The sequence below is a fragment of the Planomicrobium stackebrandtii genome, from assembly GCF_030814955.1.
GTDB classification, from domain to species: Bacteria; Bacillota; Bacilli; order Bacillales_A; family Planococcaceae; genus Planococcus; species Planococcus stackebrandtii.
The window spans coordinates 587,884-607,665 of sequence record NZ_JAUSWB010000001.1; the positions used below are offsets into that span (position 1 = coordinate 587,884).

General features: G+C 46.7%; 20 protein-coding genes. 4 read left to right on the forward strand and 16 right to left on the reverse strand.

Annotation, left to right across the window (positions count from 1 at the left end; all coding sequences use genetic code 11):
- Positions 1 to 2: 2 nt before the first annotated feature.
- The 3 genes from sdaAB to QOZ98_RS03110 form a co-directional block, all read right to left on the reverse strand.
- Positions 3 to 665 carry an L-serine ammonia-lyase, iron-sulfur-dependent subunit beta gene (gene sdaAB / locus QOZ98_RS03100; protein WP_142826586.1) on the reverse strand — a complete coding sequence of 221 codons (663 nt, stop codon included), beginning with the start codon at positions 663 to 665 and terminating at the stop codon, positions 3 to 5.
- A gap of 132 nt (positions 666 to 797) precedes the next feature.
- A complete protein-coding gene (locus QOZ98_RS03105; RefSeq protein ID WP_308786048.1) occupies positions 798 to 2,450 on the reverse strand; it encodes a DAK2 domain-containing protein in 1,653 nt (550 codons plus the stop codon).
- An 18-nt stretch (positions 2,451 to 2,468) separates the two neighbouring features.
- A complete protein-coding gene (locus QOZ98_RS03110; protein WP_142826588.1) occupies positions 2,469 to 2,831 on the reverse strand; it encodes an Asp23/Gls24 family envelope stress response protein in 363 nt (120 codons plus the stop codon).
- 220 nt (positions 2,832 to 3,051) lie between these two features.
- Here QOZ98_RS03110 and rpmB point away from each other — a divergent pair, with 220 nt between their 5' ends.
- Complete coding sequence (gene rpmB, locus QOZ98_RS03115) at positions 3,052 to 3,240, forward strand: 50S ribosomal protein L28 (RefSeq protein ID WP_049693306.1); 189 nt, start codon at positions 3,052 to 3,054, stop codon at positions 3,238 to 3,240.
- Between the two features lie 249 nt (positions 3,241 to 3,489).
- Here the strand turns inward: rpmB and QOZ98_RS03120 are convergent, their stop codons facing one another.
- From QOZ98_RS03120 to QOZ98_RS03180, 13 genes are all read right to left on the reverse strand, one after another.
- A complete protein-coding gene (locus QOZ98_RS03120; RefSeq protein WP_308786049.1) occupies positions 3,490 to 4,131 on the reverse strand; it encodes a thiamine diphosphokinase in 642 nt (213 codons plus the stop codon).
- Complete coding sequence (gene rpe, locus QOZ98_RS03125) at positions 4,128 to 4,793, reverse strand: ribulose-phosphate 3-epimerase (RefSeq protein ID WP_308786050.1); 666 nt, start codon at positions 4,791 to 4,793, stop codon at positions 4,128 to 4,130. Before rpe ends, QOZ98_RS03120 begins: the two co-directional genes overlap by 4 nt.
- Positions 4,786 to 5,682, reverse strand: coding sequence for a ribosome small subunit-dependent GTPase A (gene rsgA / locus QOZ98_RS03130; RefSeq protein WP_308786051.1), 897 nt, complete (start codon positions 5,680 to 5,682; stop codon positions 4,786 to 4,788). Before rsgA ends, rpe begins: the two co-directional genes overlap by 8 nt.
- Positions 5,683 to 5,706: 24 nt before the next feature.
- On the reverse strand, positions 5,707 to 7,680 hold the full coding sequence (gene pknB, locus QOZ98_RS03135; RefSeq protein ID WP_308786052.1) for a Stk1 family PASTA domain-containing Ser/Thr kinase: 1,974 nt from the start codon (positions 7,678 to 7,680) through the stop codon (positions 5,707 to 5,709).
- A gap of 2 nt (positions 7,681 to 7,682) precedes the next feature.
- The gene (locus tag QOZ98_RS03140; RefSeq protein ID WP_308786053.1) at positions 7,683 to 8,432 is read right to left on the reverse strand and encodes a Stp1/IreP family PP2C-type Ser/Thr phosphatase; all 750 of its coding nucleotides are present in this window, start codon (positions 8,430 to 8,432) and stop codon (positions 7,683 to 7,685) included.
- Positions 8,433 to 8,465: 33 nt separating this feature from the next.
- Complete coding sequence (rsmB, locus tag QOZ98_RS03145) at positions 8,466 to 9,818, reverse strand: 16S rRNA (cytosine(967)-C(5))-methyltransferase RsmB (protein WP_308786054.1); 1,353 nt, start codon at positions 9,816 to 9,818, stop codon at positions 8,466 to 8,468.
- A complete protein-coding gene (fmt, locus tag QOZ98_RS03150; protein WP_308786055.1) occupies positions 9,815 to 10,747 on the reverse strand; it encodes a methionyl-tRNA formyltransferase in 933 nt (310 codons plus the stop codon). The genes rsmB and fmt overlap by 4 nt, the downstream gene beginning before the upstream one ends.
- A complete protein-coding gene (def, locus tag QOZ98_RS03155; protein WP_142826596.1) occupies positions 10,744 to 11,253 on the reverse strand; it encodes a peptide deformylase in 510 nt (169 codons plus the stop codon). The genes fmt and def overlap by 4 nt, the downstream gene beginning before the upstream one ends.
- Before the next feature lie 19 nt (positions 11,254 to 11,272).
- The gene (priA, locus tag QOZ98_RS03160) at positions 11,273 to 13,669 is read right to left on the reverse strand and encodes a primosomal protein N' (protein WP_308786056.1); all 2,397 of its coding nucleotides are present in this window, start codon (positions 13,667 to 13,669) and stop codon (positions 11,273 to 11,275) included.
- The gene (gene coaBC / locus QOZ98_RS03165; RefSeq protein WP_308786057.1) at positions 13,659 to 14,864 is read right to left on the reverse strand and encodes a bifunctional phosphopantothenoylcysteine decarboxylase/phosphopantothenate--cysteine ligase CoaBC; all 1,206 of its coding nucleotides are present in this window, start codon (positions 14,862 to 14,864) and stop codon (positions 13,659 to 13,661) included. Before coaBC ends, priA begins: the two co-directional genes overlap by 11 nt.
- A gap of 74 nt (positions 14,865 to 14,938) precedes the next feature.
- The gene (gene rpoZ, locus QOZ98_RS03170) at positions 14,939 to 15,163 is read right to left on the reverse strand and encodes a DNA-directed RNA polymerase subunit omega (protein WP_142826599.1); all 225 of its coding nucleotides are present in this window, start codon (positions 15,161 to 15,163) and stop codon (positions 14,939 to 14,941) included.
- On the reverse strand, positions 15,163 to 15,783 hold the full coding sequence (gmk, locus tag QOZ98_RS03175; RefSeq protein ID WP_142826600.1) for a guanylate kinase: 621 nt from the start codon (positions 15,781 to 15,783) through the stop codon (positions 15,163 to 15,165). The genes rpoZ and gmk overlap by 1 nt, the downstream gene beginning before the upstream one ends.
- Position 15,784: 1 nt before the next feature.
- A complete protein-coding gene (locus tag QOZ98_RS03180; protein ID WP_308786058.1) occupies positions 15,785 to 16,069 on the reverse strand; it encodes an extracellular matrix/biofilm biosynthesis regulator RemA family protein in 285 nt (94 codons plus the stop codon).
- A gap of 107 nt (positions 16,070 to 16,176) precedes the next feature.
- Between QOZ98_RS03180 and QOZ98_RS03185 the strand changes: the two genes are divergently transcribed.
- From QOZ98_RS03185 to QOZ98_RS03195, 3 genes are all read left to right on the forward strand, one after another.
- Positions 16,177 to 17,841 carry an Rqc2 family fibronectin-binding protein gene (locus QOZ98_RS03185; protein WP_308786059.1) on the forward strand — a complete coding sequence of 555 codons (1,665 nt, stop codon included), beginning with the start codon at positions 16,177 to 16,179 and terminating at the stop codon, positions 17,839 to 17,841.
- Positions 17,842 to 18,231: 390 nt separating this feature from the next.
- Positions 18,232 to 19,080, forward strand: coding sequence for a transporter substrate-binding domain-containing protein (locus tag QOZ98_RS03190; protein ID WP_308786060.1), 849 nt, complete (start codon positions 18,232 to 18,234; stop codon positions 19,078 to 19,080).
- Positions 19,081 to 19,092: 12 nt separating this feature from the next.
- Complete coding sequence (locus QOZ98_RS03195; protein ID WP_308786061.1) at positions 19,093 to 19,770, forward strand: amino acid ABC transporter permease; 678 nt, start codon at positions 19,093 to 19,095, stop codon at positions 19,768 to 19,770.
- The last annotated feature ends 12 nt before the right edge of the window (positions 19,771 to 19,782 follow it).

The following is a 19,782-nucleotide window of genomic DNA, read 5'->3' on the forward strand; positions in this document are numbered from 1 at the left end:
ATTTAATCGGCGATTCTTGTCACCTGCGTGATATTCGGAAGTTTTTTCAATTCGTCCATCACTTCTTTGTCCACATTTTGATCTACTTCGATGACCATCAAGGCCATATGCCCGCGCTCTTTCCGCGATACTTCCATGTGGCCAATATTGATGTCGTATTTATACAGGCAGTTTGCAACATTCGCGATGCAGCCTGAACGGTCTTCGTGAACGACGAGAATGGCCGGGTGATTGCCCGACAAACGAAGCGGAAAGCCATTCAACTCTGTAATCTCGATTTTGCCGCCGCCAATTGAAATGCCCATCATCGACATTTCAGAATCTTGGTCTCCAATGACGATGCGTGCTGTATTCGGGTGATCCACATGGCCTGTCTCTGGAATAAATTCATAAGACATCCCGGCTTTGTCTGCCTCTTCGAACGAGGTTTTGATGCGTTCGTCAAAGGTATCGTAATCTAATAATCCACCGATGATTGCCACATCCGTGCTGTGGCCTTTATAAGTTTCTGCAAATGATCCGTATAGATGGACTTTTGCCCATTGCGGCTGCCTGCCAAATAAATCCCTCGCCACTCTTCCGATGCGGGCTGCTCCCGCAGTATGCGAAGAAGAAGGCCCGATCATGACCGGGCCGATTATATCAAAAACAGATTTGAACTTCATGGCTCAAACCCCTCACTTTCGGTTACGTATACCTTTAGTTTACATGATTTTGGCATATTAAACAAAAATAAAAAAGCGCATACATCCGTATGCGCTCCGCTTTGTTATCATATTGGCAAATGAACTGAAATACTATTCGACAGCAATTATAAATGGATACAAAGGCTGTTTGCCGTTATGGATTTCAACTTCGACTTCGCCGTTGAGCGATTCGATAAATTCACCCAGCTTTTCAGCATCTGCCGCTGCCACGTCTTCTCCATAAAGGATTGTGACGATTTCAGCATCGCTGTCCACCAGCTTTTTAGCCAGTTCTTCTGTGACGGCATCCAGGCTGCTGTCGGAAACAACAATCTTCCCTTCAGAAATGCCCATGAAATCATCTTTCTTGATAGAAATCCCATCAATCGATGTATCACGGACCGCAAATGTCACAGATCCTGATTTTACGTGTTTTGATGCACTTGCCATCGCCGCCTGGTTGTCTTTTACGGAAGCGCCTGGATTAAATGCCAGTAATGCTGACATGCCTTGAGGCACATCTTTCGTCGGGACAACAGCCGCTTCGATATCCAAAAGTTCAGCTGCCTGTTCGGCTGCCATGATGATGTTCTTGTTGTTCGGCAGAATCAGCACACGTTCTGCGCCAATTGATTTAACTGCATTGACGATGTCTTCTGTCGACGGGTTCATTGTCTGTCCGCCTTCAATGACGTACGAAGCACCGATGCTGCGCAGCAATTCAGCAATTCCTTCACCCATTGCAACCGTCACTACGGCATAAGGATGTACAGCTTCCTGTTTTGGCGCATTTTTCTGGAAGTCTTCGCCCACAATATCGATATGCTGCTGGCGCATATTTTCTATTTTCATGCTGATCAAACTTCCGTAATCCTGGCCATATGTAAGCACTTTTCCTGGCTCTTCCGAATGGATATGAATTTTCGCAATTTCATCATCAGAGATGACCAATAGCGAATCGCCATATTCGCTTAAATCAGAACGGAATAAAGCTTCGTTAAACTCTTTTTTGCCTTTTTCGAATTTCACCATGAATTCTGTACAATAGCCAAACTCAATATCTGCTGTATCCATAAAACTGGCAATATTTTTATGGTGTTCCGCACTGACAAGATCGGTCATCGTATTATGCGCATGTTTTGCCGGCAATTCTTCACCTTTCAGTGAAGCGAGGAATCCTTCGTAAATGTAAACGAGGCCCTGCCCGCCGCTGTCGACAACCCCTACTTCTTTCAAGACCGGCAACAGGTCCGGTGTCCGTTCCAAAGAAGCCTGAGCTTCTGCAACAACAGCCTCAAACCAAACGATAATGTCCTTTTCCGTTTTTGAAACTTCCATGCCTTTGGCAGCTGCATCTTTTGCGACGGTCAAAATTGTTCCTTCTACCGGTTTCATGACGGCCTTGTAGGCTGTTTCAACACCGTGCTGAAGAGCTTCCGCAAACTTAAGCGCTGTCAATTCTGATTCTGATGCAATGTATTTGCCAAATCCTCTGAAAAGCTGTGAAAGAATAACACCAGAGTTTCCGCGAGCGCCCATCAATAACCCTTTGGACAAAGCGCCTGCTGTTTTTCCGATATGGTCTTCTGCTTGAGCAGTTGTTTCTTTCGCTCCGGAAGTCATCGATAAATTCATATTTGTTCCCGTATCGCCATCAGGCACAGGGAAAACATTTAATGCATCAACATAATCCGCATTTTGAAAAAGATGATGAGATCCCATCTGTACCATTTCTGCGAACTTTACTCCATTTAATGACTTCATAACCGACTCTTCCTCCTCCTACGGGTTCGTTACACGAACGCCCTGGACAAAAATATTTACCGCTTTTACTGACATACCCAATGTTTTGTTGATCGTATATTTTACTTTGGACTGGACCTGATAAGCCACTTCGGAAATTTTAGTTCCATAGCTGATGATGACATACATATCCACTACCAAATCATCATCTTCCTGGCGTACCAGAACTCCTTTGGCAAAATTTTCTTTGCGGAGTATATCCGTTAAGCCATCACGTATTTGGTGCTTAGTTGCCATGCCTACAATGCCATAGCATTCAATTGCTGCACCGCCTGCTATTTGGGCAATTACATCATTGGAAATATCGATTTGACCATATTCGTTCTTCAATTCAATCGACATTGAAATTCCTCCTCAAGTCCTATTTCACTCTTATCATTCTACCTTAAAGCCTTATAGAAGAAAAGCAGCCGTTTTAGGGTGTAAAGGTTTTTTTCTTTAAAGACCTCTAAATTTAGTTGCAAACACGATATGTCTGTGGTAAATTATTAAAGTATGTGAAACGAAAAACGAACTGAAATTCTATAATAATTTTCAGCTTCACTTGTGAGGAGGGACTTACATGCCTAAAGTATGTGCAATTAGTGGACGTAAAGCTCGCGCCGGAAATGCCCGTTCGCACGCAATGAATTCGACAAAACGTACATGGGGAGCAAACCTTCAAAAAGTTCGCATCCTTGTAGACGGTAAACCGAAACGTGTATGGGTTTCTGCAAGAGCAATGAAATCAGGAAAAGTTGAGCGCGTATAATCGCTCATCGATAATGCCGGCGCTGATCTAATCAGCCCGGCATTTTTTCGTGGTCTAGAGCAACTATTCTTAGCGCGGTTGCCGACTATGGGCGAAGCTCGGCGATAAGCAATCGTCTTTATTTTGTCCAAAGCAGCACAAGCAATTTGTAAAATGATGATTTGCAAGTTCAGCATAAATAGAACAATTCAAAAACAGGCAACGAAAGGATCTCCCTTTTCGTTGCCTGTTTTTTGTTCAGCAATTGTTTCAAGTGTCCGAACTTTCCACCATCAGGCAGTGGCCGCTTTGGATAGTTACGCTTCCACGACCCAATAGTTCGTTGCTGATAAAGCGTGTCGTACCAAATGGAACGGCTTCGTCCGTTACGGGGTATTTAAACCCTGTCAGCGTCAAGCCGCCGACTTCTTCCGCAAACGGATAAAACGATACGTAGCGGTACTGTTCATCTTTAACCAGCAGATGCGTGCCGGGCTTTAGAAAACGGATGCGATTTTGGTTGTTCAGCAGCAGAAAGCGTGTTGCAGGAAATTCCTGCTGGTACTTGAACATTGTGTGCAGCGCGCTCATGTAATGATCCAATCGCCCTCCAGTGACTCCCGTGAGTATGGCCTGCTCCGGCTGATACTCCATTGCTTTCTCCAGTCCCAGCTCTGTATCAGACTGGTCTTTTTCAGATGGATAACGTTCCAGTTCCGGCAATGCGGCACGAATTTTCTCATAGTCTTCGTCGCTGACCGAATCAAAATCTCCGACAGCGGCAGCGGGCTGAATCTCTTTCTCAAGCAGCACCAGTGTCCCGGAATCGATTCCGATATAGAGGGCTTCCGGGAAAAAAGAGAAATCCGGCAGTTCGCCTGCCGGACCTCCTGCGATTAAAATAACGTTCATGAAATCGCCTCTTCTCCCGCTTTCCTGATTGCTTGAAGTGCTTGCGTCCGGTCTTTCTTACTGTAGATGGCTGAACCGGCTACAAAAACAGTCGCTCCCGCTTCTGCGCAGGCTCCGATTGTTTCTTCATTGATGCCGCCATCAATTTCAATTTCGACAGACAGCCCTTTTTCTTTAATGATGTCGGAAAGCTGTTTGACTTTCGGCACAACCGAATGAATAAACTTCTGTCCGCCAAATCCGGGATTGACCGTCATGAACAACACCAGATCAATATCTTCCAGGACATGCTGGATAGTTTCGATCGGTGTATGCGGATTCAGGACGACACCCGGCTTGACGCCCAGCGAGCGGATCAATTGAATGGTCCGATGCAAGTGAGGACAGGCTTCTACATGAACGGTGATAAAGTCAGCGCCTGCTTTTGCAAACTCTTCAATATACTGATCTGGATTTTCAATCATCAAATGAACATCCATTGGCAATTTGGTCAACGGCCGGATGGCATTTAAGACAATCGGCCCAAATGAAATATTCGGAACAAAGTGGCCATCCATGACATCAACATGAATCCAATCGGCTCCAGCTTTCTCCACTTCCAATACTTCTTCTCCAAGTTTCGAAAAATCGGCGGCTAGGATAGACGGTGCAATTTTAATCATTTGAATACCTCGGCTTTCGGCTCATGATTTCTTCTAAAAATTTCAAATAATGCTTATAGCGATATTCCGGTATTTCCTTGGCTTCTACAGCAGCTTTAATGGCGCATTTTGGTTCGTTCATGTGCAGGCATTCCCGAAATTTGCAAGCGTTGGAGCGTGCAGCAAATTCAGGGAAACATGCAGACAACTCTTCCCGTTCCATGGTTTCAAAGTCAAACGAACTAAAGCCTGGCGTATCTGCCAGCAGTCCGTTGTTGACGGCAATCAGTTCCACGTGCCGCGTCGTATGCTTGCCTCGGTTCAGCGCTTTTGAAATATCGTCTGTTTTTAGTTCCAGCGATGGCAGAATAGTATTCAGCAAAGTCGATTTCCCAACACCCGACTGGCCAGCGAGTACGCTGATTTTGCCTTCAAGCACCGGCATCAAACGGTCTTTCAAGGCAGGGTCATCGATGAATGTCGGAATCACTTCATAGCCGATTTTTTCATAATCTGCAATAAAATGCTGAATCTTTTCTGTTTCTGTTTCTTTTAACAGATCCATTTTTGTCAGGCAAATGATCGGCTGAATCGAATGGGATTCGATGGCTGTTAAAAATCGATCCAATAGCAATGGATGAAAATCAGGCTGCTTGGCCGAAAAAACAAGAATTGCCTGGTCCACATTCGTAATTGGCGGACGCACCAGCTCGTTTTTTCGTTCGTAAACGTGCAAAATTGTTCCTTCCAGGTCGTTATCCGCTTTGTAATCGACATAATCTCCAACCAGCGGCGTTATCTGGCGGTTGCGGAAAACCCCGCGTCCCCGGCACTGGATATAGCGCTTGCCATCTTCATCCAGTACGTAATAAAACCCGCTCAATGCTTTTCTGATTTGACCTTTCGGCATCTTTTCACTCCTTTTGCTCTTGTTTTATTCTACGCTTGAATACTCAAAAGTTTCTTCCAGTATAATCGTGGAATCTCGGACAATCCGGTATGACGCCGTTTCACCTTCTGCAATCTCCAATTCAATGCGGTGTGACTGATCTTCCGTGATCGTAAACTCTTCGAACGGCTCCACCATGGTCTGGGTGTTGTCCTGAATATAAACCTGGATTGTTTGTTCTACAGGGTCTTCGCCTTCTTCGGCAGGTTCAGCCGGTTCGTAAGGAATTTCCACGGTATGGATATAAGTCTTCATCGGCTGTTCTGCCACACCCGACGACAGGGTAACTTCAATTGTGCTGCCAGCTACAAGCTGTTCGCCAGCTGCCGGAGTTTGGGACATGACTTTGCCTGCCTCCACTGTGTCTGATGACTGCTCTGAAATGATGCGGATATTAAAGCCGGAAGAACGGGCATAGTCGTTAAGATTCTCTTCTGTAAAGCCAGCCAGATCTTCGACTTCACGCAGGTCTTCACCTTTGCTGACGATAAATTCCACATTGGTTTCACTGACGATGACATTTTCTCCAGCCAATGGTTCTTGGTTTAGGATTGTGCCAACCGGTTCTTCGGAAAACTCTTCAGTCGATTCCACTGAGGCGAAATTCTCGTCTTCGAGTGCCTCGTTTGCTTCTTCAATCGTGCTGCCGACAAAATCGTCCATTTCGGTCATTTCTTTGCCCAGACTGACGAATAGTTGAATTTCCGTTTCACGGTCCCTCATTTTCCCGGCTTCCGGAATGGTCCGGATAATATGGTCTGCCTCGACCTGCTCCGAGTATTCTTCGGTTTCTTCACCTGCAACAAAACCAGCTGCCTGAAGCTCTTCAAGCGCTTCGTTATGCTCCATTTCCGAAACATCCGGTACAGCAATTTGCCTCGGTTCGAACAGACCTGGAAATGCAATTGCGAGGATCAGTCCGCCAATCAGCAAAAATGCCAGGATGCCCAGGATCCATGGCCACTTCTTTTTCTTTTTTTCAGGAGTTTTCTTCGGTTCTTTTTTCTCCTTGTTCAGCGGCAACGGCATGGTTTTCGTCTCTGCAGCGCTCGTGTATGCAGCCGCATCTTTGATAGCCGGCATGGCACGTGTTTCATCCTGGTCGACTGGCACCACGAATTTTGGTTCATTCAACCGTTCCGGCAATAACACCGTCTCCAGGTCTGCCTCCATTTCATCAGCAGACTGGTAGCGGTGCTGAATGTTTTTTGCCGTCGCTTTTAACACCACATTCTCCAGGCTTTGCGGCAAGTTGGGAACGGTTTCGCGCAAAGAAGGGGTATCCGTCTGCAGATGTTTTAAAGCAATTGACACGGCCGATTCTCCCGAAAACGGCAGCTTGCCTGTAATCAATTCGTACATGACAATGCCGAGTGAATAAATATCAGATTTTTTATTTGCCATCCCGCCTCGCGCCTGTTCAGGGGATAAGTAATGGACTGTTCCAAGCACCGAATTGGTTTGGGTATAGGATGTTGCACTTAATGCCATCGCTATGCCAAAATCGGATATTTTCACATTGCCTTCTGCATCCATCAAGATATTTTGCGGCTTGATGTCCCGGTGGACAATTTGATTGTGGTGGGCGTGTGCCAAAGCCGATGTTAATTGTTTCATAATCTCAACAGCCCGTTCAGGGGATACTGGTGAATGTTCGATTATGTAGTCTTTCAAAGTTTTTCCCGGAACATATTCCATTACCAAATAATGAATAGAACCATCTTCCCCGACGTCAAAAATATTGACGATGTTCGGATGCGCCAAACTGGTCGTAGACAAGGCCTCTCTTTGGAAGCGCCTGCGCAGTTCTTCTTCATTGGAAAAATCATAGCGCAAAATCTTGATCGCAATATCCCGGTCCAAAATCATGTCATGCGCCAAATACACATTGGACATTCCCCCGCCGCCAATCAATTTTTTGATTTTATAGCGGCCGTTAATGCTTTTGCCAATCAGCATGTTTACACCTCCTCATCCATAGAGGACAGAAGAACGAATGAAATATTATCTTCTCCTCCACGATCGTTGGCAATGGTTACCAGCTCCTGGCCTTTTTGAGATAAAGGAGCCGTTGTGTGAACGATGGAGGCGAGTTCTTCTTTCGGAATTTTGTTGCTCAAGCCATCTGAACAAATCAGTAAATAAGAAGCATCCACAAATGAAAAATGGATCAACTCTCTTTCAATATCGGCTTCAGTGCCAAGCGCACGAACAATCCAGTTTTTCTTTGGATGCTCTTCCGCTTCTTCCTGGCTGATTTCCCCGCTGTCCACCAGCACATTGACATAGGAATGGTCCCGTGTAATCTGCTCAATTCCGCCGTTTATCAGGTAGGCACGGCTATCGCCGATATGGCATAAAATGCCTTCGTTGCCTTCAAGCAGCGCAGCGATCAGGGTTGTGCCCATCCCTTTACACTCCAAATGCTCCATTGAGTGGTCATAGACCGACCGGTTAATCAACTGAACACGCTCAGACAGCCATTCTTTCTTATTATCAAGTGTCGAAAATGCTTCTTCTTGGTCTTCTAAAAAATAACGGCCCAGCTGGTCGACAGTCATTTTGCTGGCAACATCGCCAGCTTTATGTCCGCCCATGCCATCGGCCACAATTGCCAGAATCAGTCCGTCCGGACGTTTCAAGACCGCCACACTGTCTTCGTTCACTTCACGAATTTTACCCGTATCACTTTCTACCACATATTGGAACAAATCACGACACCCCGATTCTAGTCTTTTCCTGCATCAAGCTGTTGCGGTCTTTTCAGTCTTTTTAAAAGCAGCGATGAAAAAACCGTCGCTTCCATAATCCTGAGGAAACACTTGGACAAAGCCTGTATGCTTGATGCCCATAGCTGCAGGCAATGCTGCCTGGATCTTTTCCATTTCAGGGTGTTCTTTCAGAAATCGCTCTGCCGTGCCCCGATTTTCAACAGCATCCACTGTACAGGTACTGTAGACCAAAATGCCATCTGGTTTTAATAAACGCGCGGCCTGGTCCAGCAATTCAATTTGAATTTCCTGCAAACGGGCAAAATCCTCTTCTTTTTTCGTGTATTTAATGTCAGGCTTACGCTTGATAACACCCAATCCACTGCAAGGCGCATCTACAAGAATACGGTCAAATTTCTCTTCACCAAACCGTTCGACGCTTTGCTTGCCGTCTCCAACTACCGTTTCAATGACTGTATGACCGAGCCGTTTGGCAGTTTCATCAATCAACTTGACTTTATGCTGGTGCAGGTCAAGCGCATAAAGCGTACCGCTGTTATTCATTTTTTCGGCAATATGAGTGGTTTTCCCGCCCGGCGCCGCGCACATGTCGAGCACGGTCATATCCGGCTTGACTTGCAGTGCGTAGGCAGGAAGCATGGAACTCTCATCCTGGATGGTGATAAAGCCTTTTTCGAAAGTTGCCGTCCGTGCCGGCTGTCCATTCGTGACAATCAAACATTCAGGGATCAATTTACTCGATATAGCTTCCAACTCCTCGGACTGGAGCATTTCAATCACTTCTTCAACAGTTGCCCGGGCTGTGTTGACCCGCACGGTCTGGGAAGGCGTCTTGTTGTTTTCCAATGCCATTTCACGCGTTTTCTCCAAACCAAACTGTTCTGCCCAGCGCTTGATCATCCATACCGGATGGCTCGTTTCGATGGAAATCTTTTCGTATGGATCGCTGATCGTATTGAACGAACGGACACCGTTGCGCTGTACTGAACGCAGTACGCCATTGACGACTGAAGCCACGCCGCCGTGGCCGCGTCGCTTGGCGATTTCAACCGCTTCGTGGACGACTGCGTGTGCCGGAATGCGGTCTAGGTAAACGATTTGATACAGCGACAATCTCAGCAGGGTTTTGACCCATGGCTCGATTTTCCCTTTTAAATAAGGTTCCAGATAGTAGTCCAACGTCATTTGATGCTGCAGTGTGCCGTATGTGATCTCTGTCAGCAACCCTCTATTTTTTGCTGCAATGCCATAGCTTTCGATTGTTTGGTGAAGCAATAGATTGCTGTAGGCCTGCTTGTTTTCAACTGCCCAAAGAATTGAGAAAGCGGCATCGCGGACATTGCCTTGAAGTTTTTTGTTTTTCATTCGAATAAATCTCCTGCCTGGATTTTAGGTCCTTTTAAATACTCTGTTGCGGTCATGCGCTTTTTGCCGGATGGCTGCAGTTCCGTGATGGCCAAAACGCCTTCACCGGTCTGCACCAGAATTGAATCATCGGTCAGCCCTACCACTTGACCGGCCTGGCCGCTGGCATGGGACGAAGTTTTTTCCGTCCACCAGATTTTCATGTTGGCGCCGTTGAACGTCGTATAGGCAACTGGCCATGGATGCAAGCCGCGCACTTGATTGTAAATGGCTGCAGCTGATTTGGACCAATCAATGCGTTCCTGCTCGCGCGAGATATTTCGCGCATAAGTGACGGACCCTTCGTCTTGTGGAATCCGTTCGTTCGTACCCGCAATAATTAGAGGCAAAGTTCTCTTCAAAAGGTCGCGTCCAGCAATGCTCAGTTTATCAAACATGCTTCCCGTGTGATCCCGTTCTTCGATCGGCACCGTTACCTGCGAAATAATATCCCCCGCATCCAAACGGTCTACCATATACATGATGGTCACGCCTGTTTCGACTTTGCCATCTATAATGGCCTGGTGAATCGGCGCGCCTCCGCGGTAATCCGGCAAAAGCGAAGCATGGACATTGATGGCGCCAAGTTTCGGCGTCTCCAGCAATTCGCTCGGCAAAATCTGCCCAAAAGCGGCCGTAACAACTAAATCAGCATCTAAATCAAGAACGTGCTGAAGTTCTTCCGGGTTTTTCAGTTTTTCCGGCTGGTACACCGGCAAGCCGAGGCGCATGGCCTCTTCTTTGACCGGTGTTGCCGTCATTACTTTTTTGCGTCCGACTGGGCGGTCTGGCTGCGTCACGACGGAAATGACGTCATAGCCTTCTTCAACAAGCATGCGCAGGATCGGTGCCGAAAAGGCAGGTGTTCCCATAAATACAATTTTGGTCAAACCTGTTCCTCCTCTTCTTCCTGCTGGCGGATCATTTCATCCAATTCTTCCTGGGTAACATATTTTGTGATTTTACTGGTAAACAAGATTCCATCTAAGTGGTCCATTTCATGCTGGATCGCGCGGGCTTCGTAGCCTTCTGCTTCTAATTCATACCAGGAACCATCGCGCTCCTGCGCTTTGATTTTGATATGGTCCCAGCGCTCAACTTCACCGAAGATTCCAGGGAAGCTCAGGCAGCCTTCAATATCGGTTTCCGCACCTTCAAACAGCACCAATTCCGGATTGATCAGTTCAATCGGATCCTGCCCTTCCCGGAAATCGACAATGGCTGCACGGACTGCAACCCCAACTTGCGGCGCGGCAATGCCGACGCCATCCGATTCCACCATCGTTTCATGCATATCGTCTAAAAGAACCGCTAAGTTCTTATCAAAAGTGGTGACAGGCAAACATTTTTTTTCCAATACTTCGTTCGGGTGTTTCACTACCATTCGAATTGACATACTCATTTCCTCTTTTCTGTTACATGACCGATGTCGGATTCATATCGATCGACAGTGTCGCACCTTTTTTCAGCCACTCGGTACGGTGGATTTTAATCAGCTGCTGCATCGTATCGGTCAGTTTCGGTTCTTTTTTGTATTTTATCAAACATTGATAGCGATATCTATTGTTGACACGGGCAATAAGGGACGCTGAAGGTCCGATAATTAAGGTATTTGGTGACAGGTGGCTCTTCAGGTAACGGACTGTTTGATCCGCGTACTCGGCAACCGTCATCAAATCTTCATGCGTAAATTGGATGTTGACAACATAGTAATACGGCGGGTAGCCGCTTGCTCTGCGCATGGCCATTTCCTGTTCATAAAAAGGTTCATACAATTGGTCTTTTGCCAGCGTAATGGCGTAATGTTCCGGTGTATACGACTGGACAAATACCATGCCGGGAAGAATATCTCTTCCCGCACGGCCGCTGACCTGTGTCAAGAGCTGATAAGTTTTTTCTGCGGCCCGAAAATCAGGTAAATGAAGCGTCGTATCCGCAGACAATACCCCCACTAATGTAATGTTCGGGAAATCTAATCCTTTGGCAATCATTTGAGTGCCCAGCAGGATGTCGGCTTTGCCTTCGCCAAAAGCGGAAAGAATTTTTTCATGTGCGCCTTTGTTGCGGGTCGTATCGACATCCATTCGCAAAACGCGAGCTTCCGGCACCAATTTCGCCAGCTCTTCCTCGACCTTCTGTGTACCGGTTCCGAAAAACCGGATATGTTCGCTTTCGCATTCCGGACAGGTTTTCGGCACGCGTTCGTCATAGCCGCAATAATGGCATTTCATCGTTTCGCTGGAGCGGTGATATGTCAATGAAATATCACAGTTCGGGCATTGCATGACTGTTCCACAGTCCCGGCACAGAACAAACGAGGAATAGCCGCGTTTATTGAGAAACAGCACAGTTTGCTGTTTTTTCTCCAGGCGGTCGCGGATGGCATCCGCCAATTGCACCGAGAACATGGACCGGTTTCCGGTACGCAATTCTTCCCGCATGTCGACAATATGGACATCCGGCAAAGGCTGGTCTTTTGCGCGTTTTTCCAGCACCAGCAATTCATAGACGCCTTTTTGCGCACGTGCATAGGATTCCAGCGATGGCGTTGCGCTGCCCAGAATTACTGGACAATTGTGGTATTCACTGCGCCATATCGCCATATCCCGTGCATGGTAGCGCGGCGAATCGTCCTGTTTATAGCTCGATTCATGCTCTTCATCAAGGATGATCAAGCCCAGGTTTTGAAATGGGGCAAAAATGGCTGAGCGTGCCCCGACAACAACTTTCACTTCTGCCCGTTGAATTTTACGCCATTCATCGTATTTCTCACCAGCTGACAATCCGCTATGGAGAACCGCGACCTGGTCGCCAAAACGTTCTTTAAAGCGTATGGTCATTTGGGGCGTCAGTGAAATTTCAGGCACCAGCATGATCGCTTCCTTGCCTTGCTTCAGCACCTGATCAATCGTCTGGAGATAAATTTCCGTTTTTCCGCTGCCCGTGATGCCATGCAACAGGAAGGTTTTAGGCGTATTTAATGCGCTTTCGATCGAATCAAAAGCGAGTTGCTGGGCACCTGTCAATTTCAGGGAAGACTTCTGCTCAATCGCTGTCAGCAGCTTCGGATCCCGGTAAGATTCCATATTGGAAATCTGAGCCGCTCCTTTTTCCACCAAACTGTAGATGGTCGGCAGGGAAACATTTGCTTCTTTCTGCAGCTGGGAAGACTCTATTGAACGTCCTGCATTTTCCAGAAAATACTCCATCAATTTCAGCTGTTGTTTGGCATTGGCACGGATATCTATGGATTCCAACTTCTCCGTGCTGTCAGCAATATGAATCATTCGTACTTTTTTCACAGCTGTCTGCTGCTGAATATCGGTATCAGCCAAGATGTTCCCTTTTTCCATTTCTTGTTTCAACAAACTATACACATCGACGGCATCTTGCAGCCGAATAAATGAACGTTTTTCAAAATATGGACGCAATGGCGCTGCAATTTCATCAAGCGCTGCATTCAGCACAAAGCGCTTTTCGTATTTCGCACGGAGTGCTGCCGGCACCATGACCTGCAATGCGTCAATTTCAAAACACACTGTCTGCTCTTTCATCCATTGGGCCATTTTCAATAATTCTTCATTTAAAACCGGCACAACGTCCATCAACTCATGAATCGGTTTCAGGCGTTTCGGATCAAACTCTGAGGTTTCTTTAATTTTGGTAATAAACCCAAGCACTTTGCGGTTGCCGAACGGTACTTTAACACGCATTCCCGGCTCTGCCAAAACTTCCACATTTTTCGGAATGGCGTAGTCAAAAGGGCGGTCAATAGGATGCGCTGCAACGTCCACGATCACTTCAGCTATCATGCGGCTCTTCCTTATCAGTGATCATTTCAAGCAACTGGCGAGCCAATTGCTGTTTGGACATAAGTTCAAAATCCTGCACAAAGCCATTTTTCCCGTAAACAGTCACCCGATTTGTATCCGCTTCAAAGCCCGCCTGTGCTTCTGTTACATCGTTGGCAATAATGTAATCCGCATTTTTGCGTTCCAGTTTTTCTTTAGCGTATTGTCCGACATCGTTTGTTTCAGCCGCAAAACCGATCAATACCTGGCCTTTTTTCTGCTGGCCCAGATGCTGGAGGATATCGACGGTCCGTTCGAGAACAATGGTCGAACCGCCTTCCTGTTTTTTCATTTTTTTGTCAGCCACTGCTTTCGGTCTATAATCAGCAACTGCTGCCGTTTTGATGACGTAGTTTGCCGTATCGTAATGCGCATCTACAGCCTGCAGCATGTCTTCTGCGCTTTCTACAACAATACGTGTTACACCGCTTGGAACCGGCAGCGATACGGGACCGCTGATCAAAATGGTTTCAGCACCCATCTCTGCTGCAGCACCGGCCATGGCATAGCCCATTTTGCCGCTCGAAAAATTGGTCAAAAAACGGACCGGATCAATTCGTTCACGTGTCGGGCCGGCCGTTACAACCACTTTTTTGCCTGCCAGCTTGTGCTCGCGCGAAAAGTAGTCCTTGACCAGCTCCGTGATTTTTTCCGGCTCTTCCAATCGGCCTTTGCCGACATAGCCGCATGCCAGGAACCCTTCGGATGGTTCGATAAAACGGATTCCGTCTTCATGAAGCTGCTGAATATTGCGTTTTACCGCAGGGTGGTCGTACATATGGACGTTCATTGCCGGAGCAATCCAAATAGGGGCAGTTGCTGCCAGCAACGTTGTCGTGACCATGTCATCGCCGATGCCGCCTGCCAGCTTGCCGATGACATTGGCAGTCCCCGGGGCTACAATGATCAGATCAGCCCAATCTGCAAGATCAATATGCGCAATGACAGAAGAATCCTTTTCATCAAAAGTATCCGTGTATACATCGTTTCTGGACATCACTTGAAACGTCAGCGGCTTTACAAATTGCTGCGCTGACTCCGTCATGATTACTTTGACAGCCGCGCCTGCCTGAGACAGCTTGCTGACGAGTGCAACAGCTTTATAGACGGCGATTCCCCCGCTGACACATAGTAGAATTTTACGATTCTCCAACAACTCAAACACCCTTTCTAAACAACAAACTCCCAAAGAACAAATTTGCTCTGGGAGTCGTCTGTTGCGATTAATGGTTAAATTTCGTCTTCGTATACTGCAAATTCATCTTGTTTTTCCTGTGTTAAAGCGCCGGCTGCAACTTCTTCAAGTGCTTTTCCGACCGATTTAGTGGAAACGTATGAATCCAATTTTTCATCACCGTGTTCGTGCAGTTGGCGGGCACGTTTAGAAGCAAGTGCCACCAGCGAGTATTTTGAATCAATTCGGCTTTTTAGTTTATCAACGGATGGGTATAACATCAGACATTCTCCTTTAGCATATCAAAATATCGTTTTTCAACACGTTCACGCTTGCAATGTTCCGCAATGATGATGGCATTGATTCGGTCACAGGCATTTTCAACTTCATCGTTTTCCACTACATAATCGTAGAGGTTCATCATTTCCAGCTCTTGGCGTGCGGCCTGCAGGCGGGAAGCGATCACTTCATCCGACTCGGTTCCGCGGCCGACCAGCCGCTCTTCCAGCTCCGATAAACTCGGCGGTGCCAAGAAAATGAACAGGCCATCCGGAACTTTCGAACGAACCTGTGCAGCGCCCTGCACTTCGATTTCCAAAAACACGTCGCGGCCCGCATCGCGCATCTTGTTGACATACGCTAGCGGAGTGCCGTAATAATTCCCGACAAATTCCGCATATTCAAGCAGCTGATCTTCTTCAATCAGCCCCTCAAATTCACTTTTGGTCTTGAAGAAATAATCTACTTCATCAACCTCACCTTCCCGCGGCGAACGGGTCGTCATCGAGATGGAGTATTCGTAATTTGTATCCGGCTGTGAGAACAGCTCTTTTCGTACCGTGCCTTTTCCAACACCCGAAGGCCCTGATAGGACTATCAGCAGTCCACGTTGGTTTCTCATTTTATCCCTCATTTGCCTTGTCATCATTTTCTTCTAATCGCGGGAGCACCGTTTCTGCAGCTACCGCAGAAATCACCACATGGTCGCTATCCATAATGAATATCGATCTGGTTTTTTTACCGCTTGTGGCGTCAACCAGCAGCCCTTTGCTGCGCGATTCTTGGATCAGCTGCTTTGCCGGTGCAGAATCCGGTGTAACGACAGCAACTATTCGGCTGACCGAAATTGCATTGCCGCCGCCGATGGAAATAAACTTCACGTTTTCCGCCACACTCTTCACCGCCATTCGCTGCTGATCCCTATTCTTCGTTTTCTAACTAACTGTCTTATTATATCATAATACACCGAGAAAATGATAAGATGGAACAAAACGATTTGAAAGAGGGATATTTAATGGCATTTGATGGATTATTCACAAAATCGATGACTGGCGAACTTCAACAGCTGGTCACCGGCAGGATTTCAAAAGTTCATCAGCCCAACCAGCTTGAACTGCTTTTACATATACGCGCCCAAGGAAAAAACCATAAGTTACTGATCTCGATCCACCCGTCGTATTCACGGATCCACTTGACAGCAGCAGCAAACATCAACCCTTCGGAACCTCCGATGTTCTGCATGCTGCTGCGCAAGCATATTGAAGGCGGCGTCATCACCGAGATTTCGCAATACGGAATGGACCGCCTCATCATGCTGAAAATCAAAGCGAAAAATGAAATCGGCGATGACATCGAACGCGAGCTGCATGTTGAAATGATGGGGAGGCACTCGAATGTCATCCTGATTGACGCCGAACGGACGATGATTCTCGACAGCTTGAAGCATTTGCCGCCGAGCGTCAATTCGTTCCGGACGATTCTTCCTGGACAGCCCTATATCTTCCCGCCTTCCCAGGAGAAAAAAGATCCGTTCGAAGCTATCGATAGATTGGCACAAACAGAAGCCAAGGAAATCGTCGGCCAATTCTCCGGCTTTTCTCCACTGAATGCCCGTGAGCTTGCATTCCGGCTTGAGTCAACTGACAAAAAAACTGAAACCGCTCAGGCATTTCTTGAAGATTTCCAAGTAGCACAGCCAACCGGCTATTATGTCGAGCACGAAGGAAAAAGTTTCTTTTCTGCAACGCCTTTGACCCACATTGCAGAAGAAGGGCTGGAATTCCCGACGCTTGGTGAATTGCTCGACCGGATGTATTACGCCAAAGCCGAACGAGACCGTGTTAAACAGCAAGCAGGCGATTTGGAAAGATGGCTGCAAAATGAGATTTCCAAACTAAAACTCAAGCTGAAAAAGTTAAAAAAAGAACAAGACCAGGCAGAAAAACGCGATCTGCTTCAATTGAATGGCGAATTGATCATGGCCAACCTTCACCGCATTACCAAAGGCATGAAGGAAATTGAAGTCGATAATTATTACAACGATGAAAAAGTGACGATCACTCTGGATCCTCGCAAAACGCCGATCGACAACTCGCAGCGCTATTATTCGCGCTACCAGAAAGCGAAAACGGCCGTTGTGAAAACGCAGGAACAGATCGACAAAACTGAAGAAGATATCGAGTATTTTGAAACCTTGATGTCGCAGGTCCAACAGGCGGGCATTTCCGATATCGAAGAAATCCGTGAAGAACTGTCCGAGCAGGGCTTTATGAAAGCACAAAAGTCGAAGAAAAAGAAAAAACCGACAAAACCTTCTGTGGAACCTTATGTTTCCTCTACCGGCACGCCAATTTCTGTCGGCAAAAACAATAAGCAAAACGATTATGTGACGTTTAAAGTAGCGGCCAAATCCGATACATGGCTCCACACCAAAGATATTCCAGGGTCACACGTCATCATTCATGACACCTATCCGGACGAAACAACTATACTTGAAGCGGCCACCATCGCAGCTTATTTCAGCAAAGCCCGCGAGTCGTCTTCTGTCCCCGTGGACTATACCGAAGTTCGGCAAGTGAAAAAGCCGAATGGATCGAAGCCTGGATTTGTCATTTATTTCGAACAAAAAACGGTATTTGTGACGCCAGATGAAGAGCTTGTCATCAAGTTGAAAAAGTAGTTTTGTGAACCGGAAAGCTTTTGGCTTTCCGGTTTTTTTGCGCATAAGTAAGGAAGCGCAAACAATTTAAGTATTTTTGTATTGCTCGTCAGCTGTGGAAGCTTTAAAAAGTCTAGATAGGTGAACTTGAGAATCATCATGTTATAAACCGCTTCCGCCCAGCCCCTGGACGTGCCTTCGCTAAGAGATGAAGTGAAATCAAAGCGACCCTCAGTTTTTAGCTGTATCCATCAAAATTTTTTCTTGATCACTTTTAAAAGCTGCATTAAGTTAACATAATAAAAATATTTAAAACCATTGAGTTTTCTCACAAGTTAAGCTCTACCCGTTGCCCTGCCCATCAGTAAATGCTATGTTCTTAAAGGACTTAATTTTTAGGGGGCTTTATGCATGTATACATATATTTCAAAGCAGAAAATGCTGATGGCCAACGGAGCTGTTGCTTTTGCATTGCTGGCAGGATGCGGCAATGAAGAAAGCCAAACCGAAGAAACAGCTACAGCTTGGGACAAAATTCAGGAACAAGGTTCAATGACTGTCGCCACTTCCGGAACTTTGCTTGCCACTTCTTTCCGTGACGAAGATTCCGATGAATTGACGGGCTTTGAGGTGGAGGTGGTTCGGGAACTTGGAGAACGCCTGGATTTGGATATCGAGTTTACCGAGCTTGGATTTGATGAAATGCTGACCAGTGTCAATACCGGCCAGATCGATATTGCCGCCAATGATATTGAAATAACCGAAGACCGTGCAGAACAGTTTATTTTCTCCACTCCGATTAAACACTCCTACGGCACTGCGGTTGTCCGCAAAGATGATCTTTCCGGCATCGCTTCTTTGGAAGACTTGGAAGGCAAAAAAGCAGCAGGTGCCTCTACCTCTATTTACATGGAAATCGCACGTGATTACGGTGCAGAAGAAGTGACCTATGACAATGCCACGAACGAAGTGTATTTGCGTGACGTTTCAATCGGGCGTACGGATGTCATCCTCAATGATTATTATTTATCGACATTCGGTGTTGCGGCTTTTCCTGAGCTGAACATTACCATTCACCCAGATATCAAATACGCTCCGTCAGAGGTCGGCCTTGTCATGAACAAAGACAATACCGAGCTTGCTGACAATGTTAACAATGCCTTGGAAGAAATGCTCGAAGACGGCACGATCACTAAAATTTCCGAAGAATTTTTCGGCGGTGCCGATGTTTCCGTCAAACCTGATATTGAAGAAAACTAAGGAGGTCATCTTATGAATGACATTGAATGGGGACTGCTGTTTGACCCTGCCTTAGCTGTTGAATCCCTGCCTTATGTACTGGGAGGCATCGGTTATACTTTGCTGATATCTGTCGCCAGTATGATTATGGGGTTGATCATAGGCTTTTTCTTGTCTCTTGCCCGGACATCCCGATTGCAGATTTTGCAATTTCCGGCAAGGCTGTATATTTCCTTTATGCGTGGCGTACCAATCCTCGTCATCCTGTTCTTGCTGTATTTTGCCCTTCCCGTCATCGGCATTGAATTTACAGCGGTGCAGGCCGCGTTGATTGGCTTCACCATAAACAGCGCCGCTTATATTGCAGAAGTTTTCCGCTCCTCCCTGGCTTCAGTCGATAAAGGGCAATGGGAATCGTCCACTGCCCTTGGATTGACTTATTGGCAAACCATGCGCCGTATCATCTTGCCGCAATCGGTGCGGATTGCGGTTCCGCCATTATCGAATGTCTACTTGGACTTGATCAAAGCCTCCTCTCTGGCAGCCATGATCACCGTTCCCGAGATTTTTCAGAAAGCACGCATTGTCGGTGCCCGCGAATATGATTTATTGACTATGCTGATTTTGGTTGCACTGGTTTACTGGGCCATCTGTTCGGCAATGACCATTCTGCAAAACTACCTTGAAAAACGCTATGCAGATTATCTATAAAAAAGCATCCGG

Coding starts and splice junctions, on each gene's coding strand:
- rpe (WP_308786050.1), bottom strand. CDS start 4,793: ATGATTAAAATTGCACCGTCTATCCTAGCCGCCGATTTTTCGAAACTT.
- rsmB (WP_308786054.1), bottom strand. CDS start 9,818: ATGAAAAACAAAAAACTTCAAGGCAATGTCCGCGATGCCGCTTTCTCA.
- rpoZ (WP_142826599.1), bottom strand. CDS start 15,163: ATGTTATACCCATCCGTTGATAAACTAAAAAGCCGAATTGATTCAAAA.
- gmk (WP_142826600.1), bottom strand. CDS start 15,783: ATGAGAAACCAACGTGGACTGCTGATAGTCCTATCAGGGCCTTCGGGT.
- rsgA (WP_308786051.1), bottom strand. CDS start 5,682: ATGCCGAAAGGTCAAATCAGAAAAGCATTGAGCGGGTTTTATTACGTA.
- def (WP_142826596.1), bottom strand. CDS start 11,253: ATGTCAATTCGAATGGTAGTGAAACACCCGAACGAAGTATTGGAAAAA.
- QOZ98_RS03105 (WP_308786048.1), bottom strand. CDS start 2,450: ATGAAGTCATTAAATGGAGTAAAGTTCGCAGAAATGGTACAGATGGGA.
- QOZ98_RS03180 (WP_308786058.1), bottom strand. CDS start 16,069: ATGGCGGTGAAGAGTGTGGCGGAAAACGTGAAGTTTATTTCCATCGGC.
- rpmB (WP_049693306.1), top strand. CDS start 3,052: ATGCCTAAAGTATGTGCAATTAGTGGACGTAAAGCTCGCGCCGGAAAT.
- pknB (WP_308786052.1), bottom strand. CDS start 7,680: ATGCTGATTGGCAAAAGCATTAACGGCCGCTATAAAATCAAAAAATTG.
- QOZ98_RS03120 (WP_308786049.1), bottom strand. CDS start 4,131: ATGAACGTTATTTTAATCGCAGGAGGTCCGGCAGGCGAACTGCCGGAT.
- sdaAB (WP_142826586.1), bottom strand. CDS start 665: ATGAAGTTCAAATCTGTTTTTGATATAATCGGCCCGGTCATGATCGGG.
- QOZ98_RS03110 (WP_142826588.1), bottom strand. CDS start 2,831: ATGTCGATTGAATTGAAGAACGAATATGGTCAAATCGATATTTCCAAT.
- QOZ98_RS03185 (WP_308786059.1), top strand. CDS start 16,177: ATGGCATTTGATGGATTATTCACAAAATCGATGACTGGCGAACTTCAA.
- priA (WP_308786056.1), bottom strand. CDS start 13,669: ATGATAGCTGAAGTGATCGTGGACGTTGCAGCGCATCCTATTGACCGC.
- QOZ98_RS03195 (WP_308786061.1), top strand. CDS start 19,093: ATGAATGACATTGAATGGGGACTGCTGTTTGACCCTGCCTTAGCTGTT.
- QOZ98_RS03190 (WP_308786060.1), top strand. CDS start 18,232: ATGTATACATATATTTCAAAGCAGAAAATGCTGATGGCCAACGGAGCT.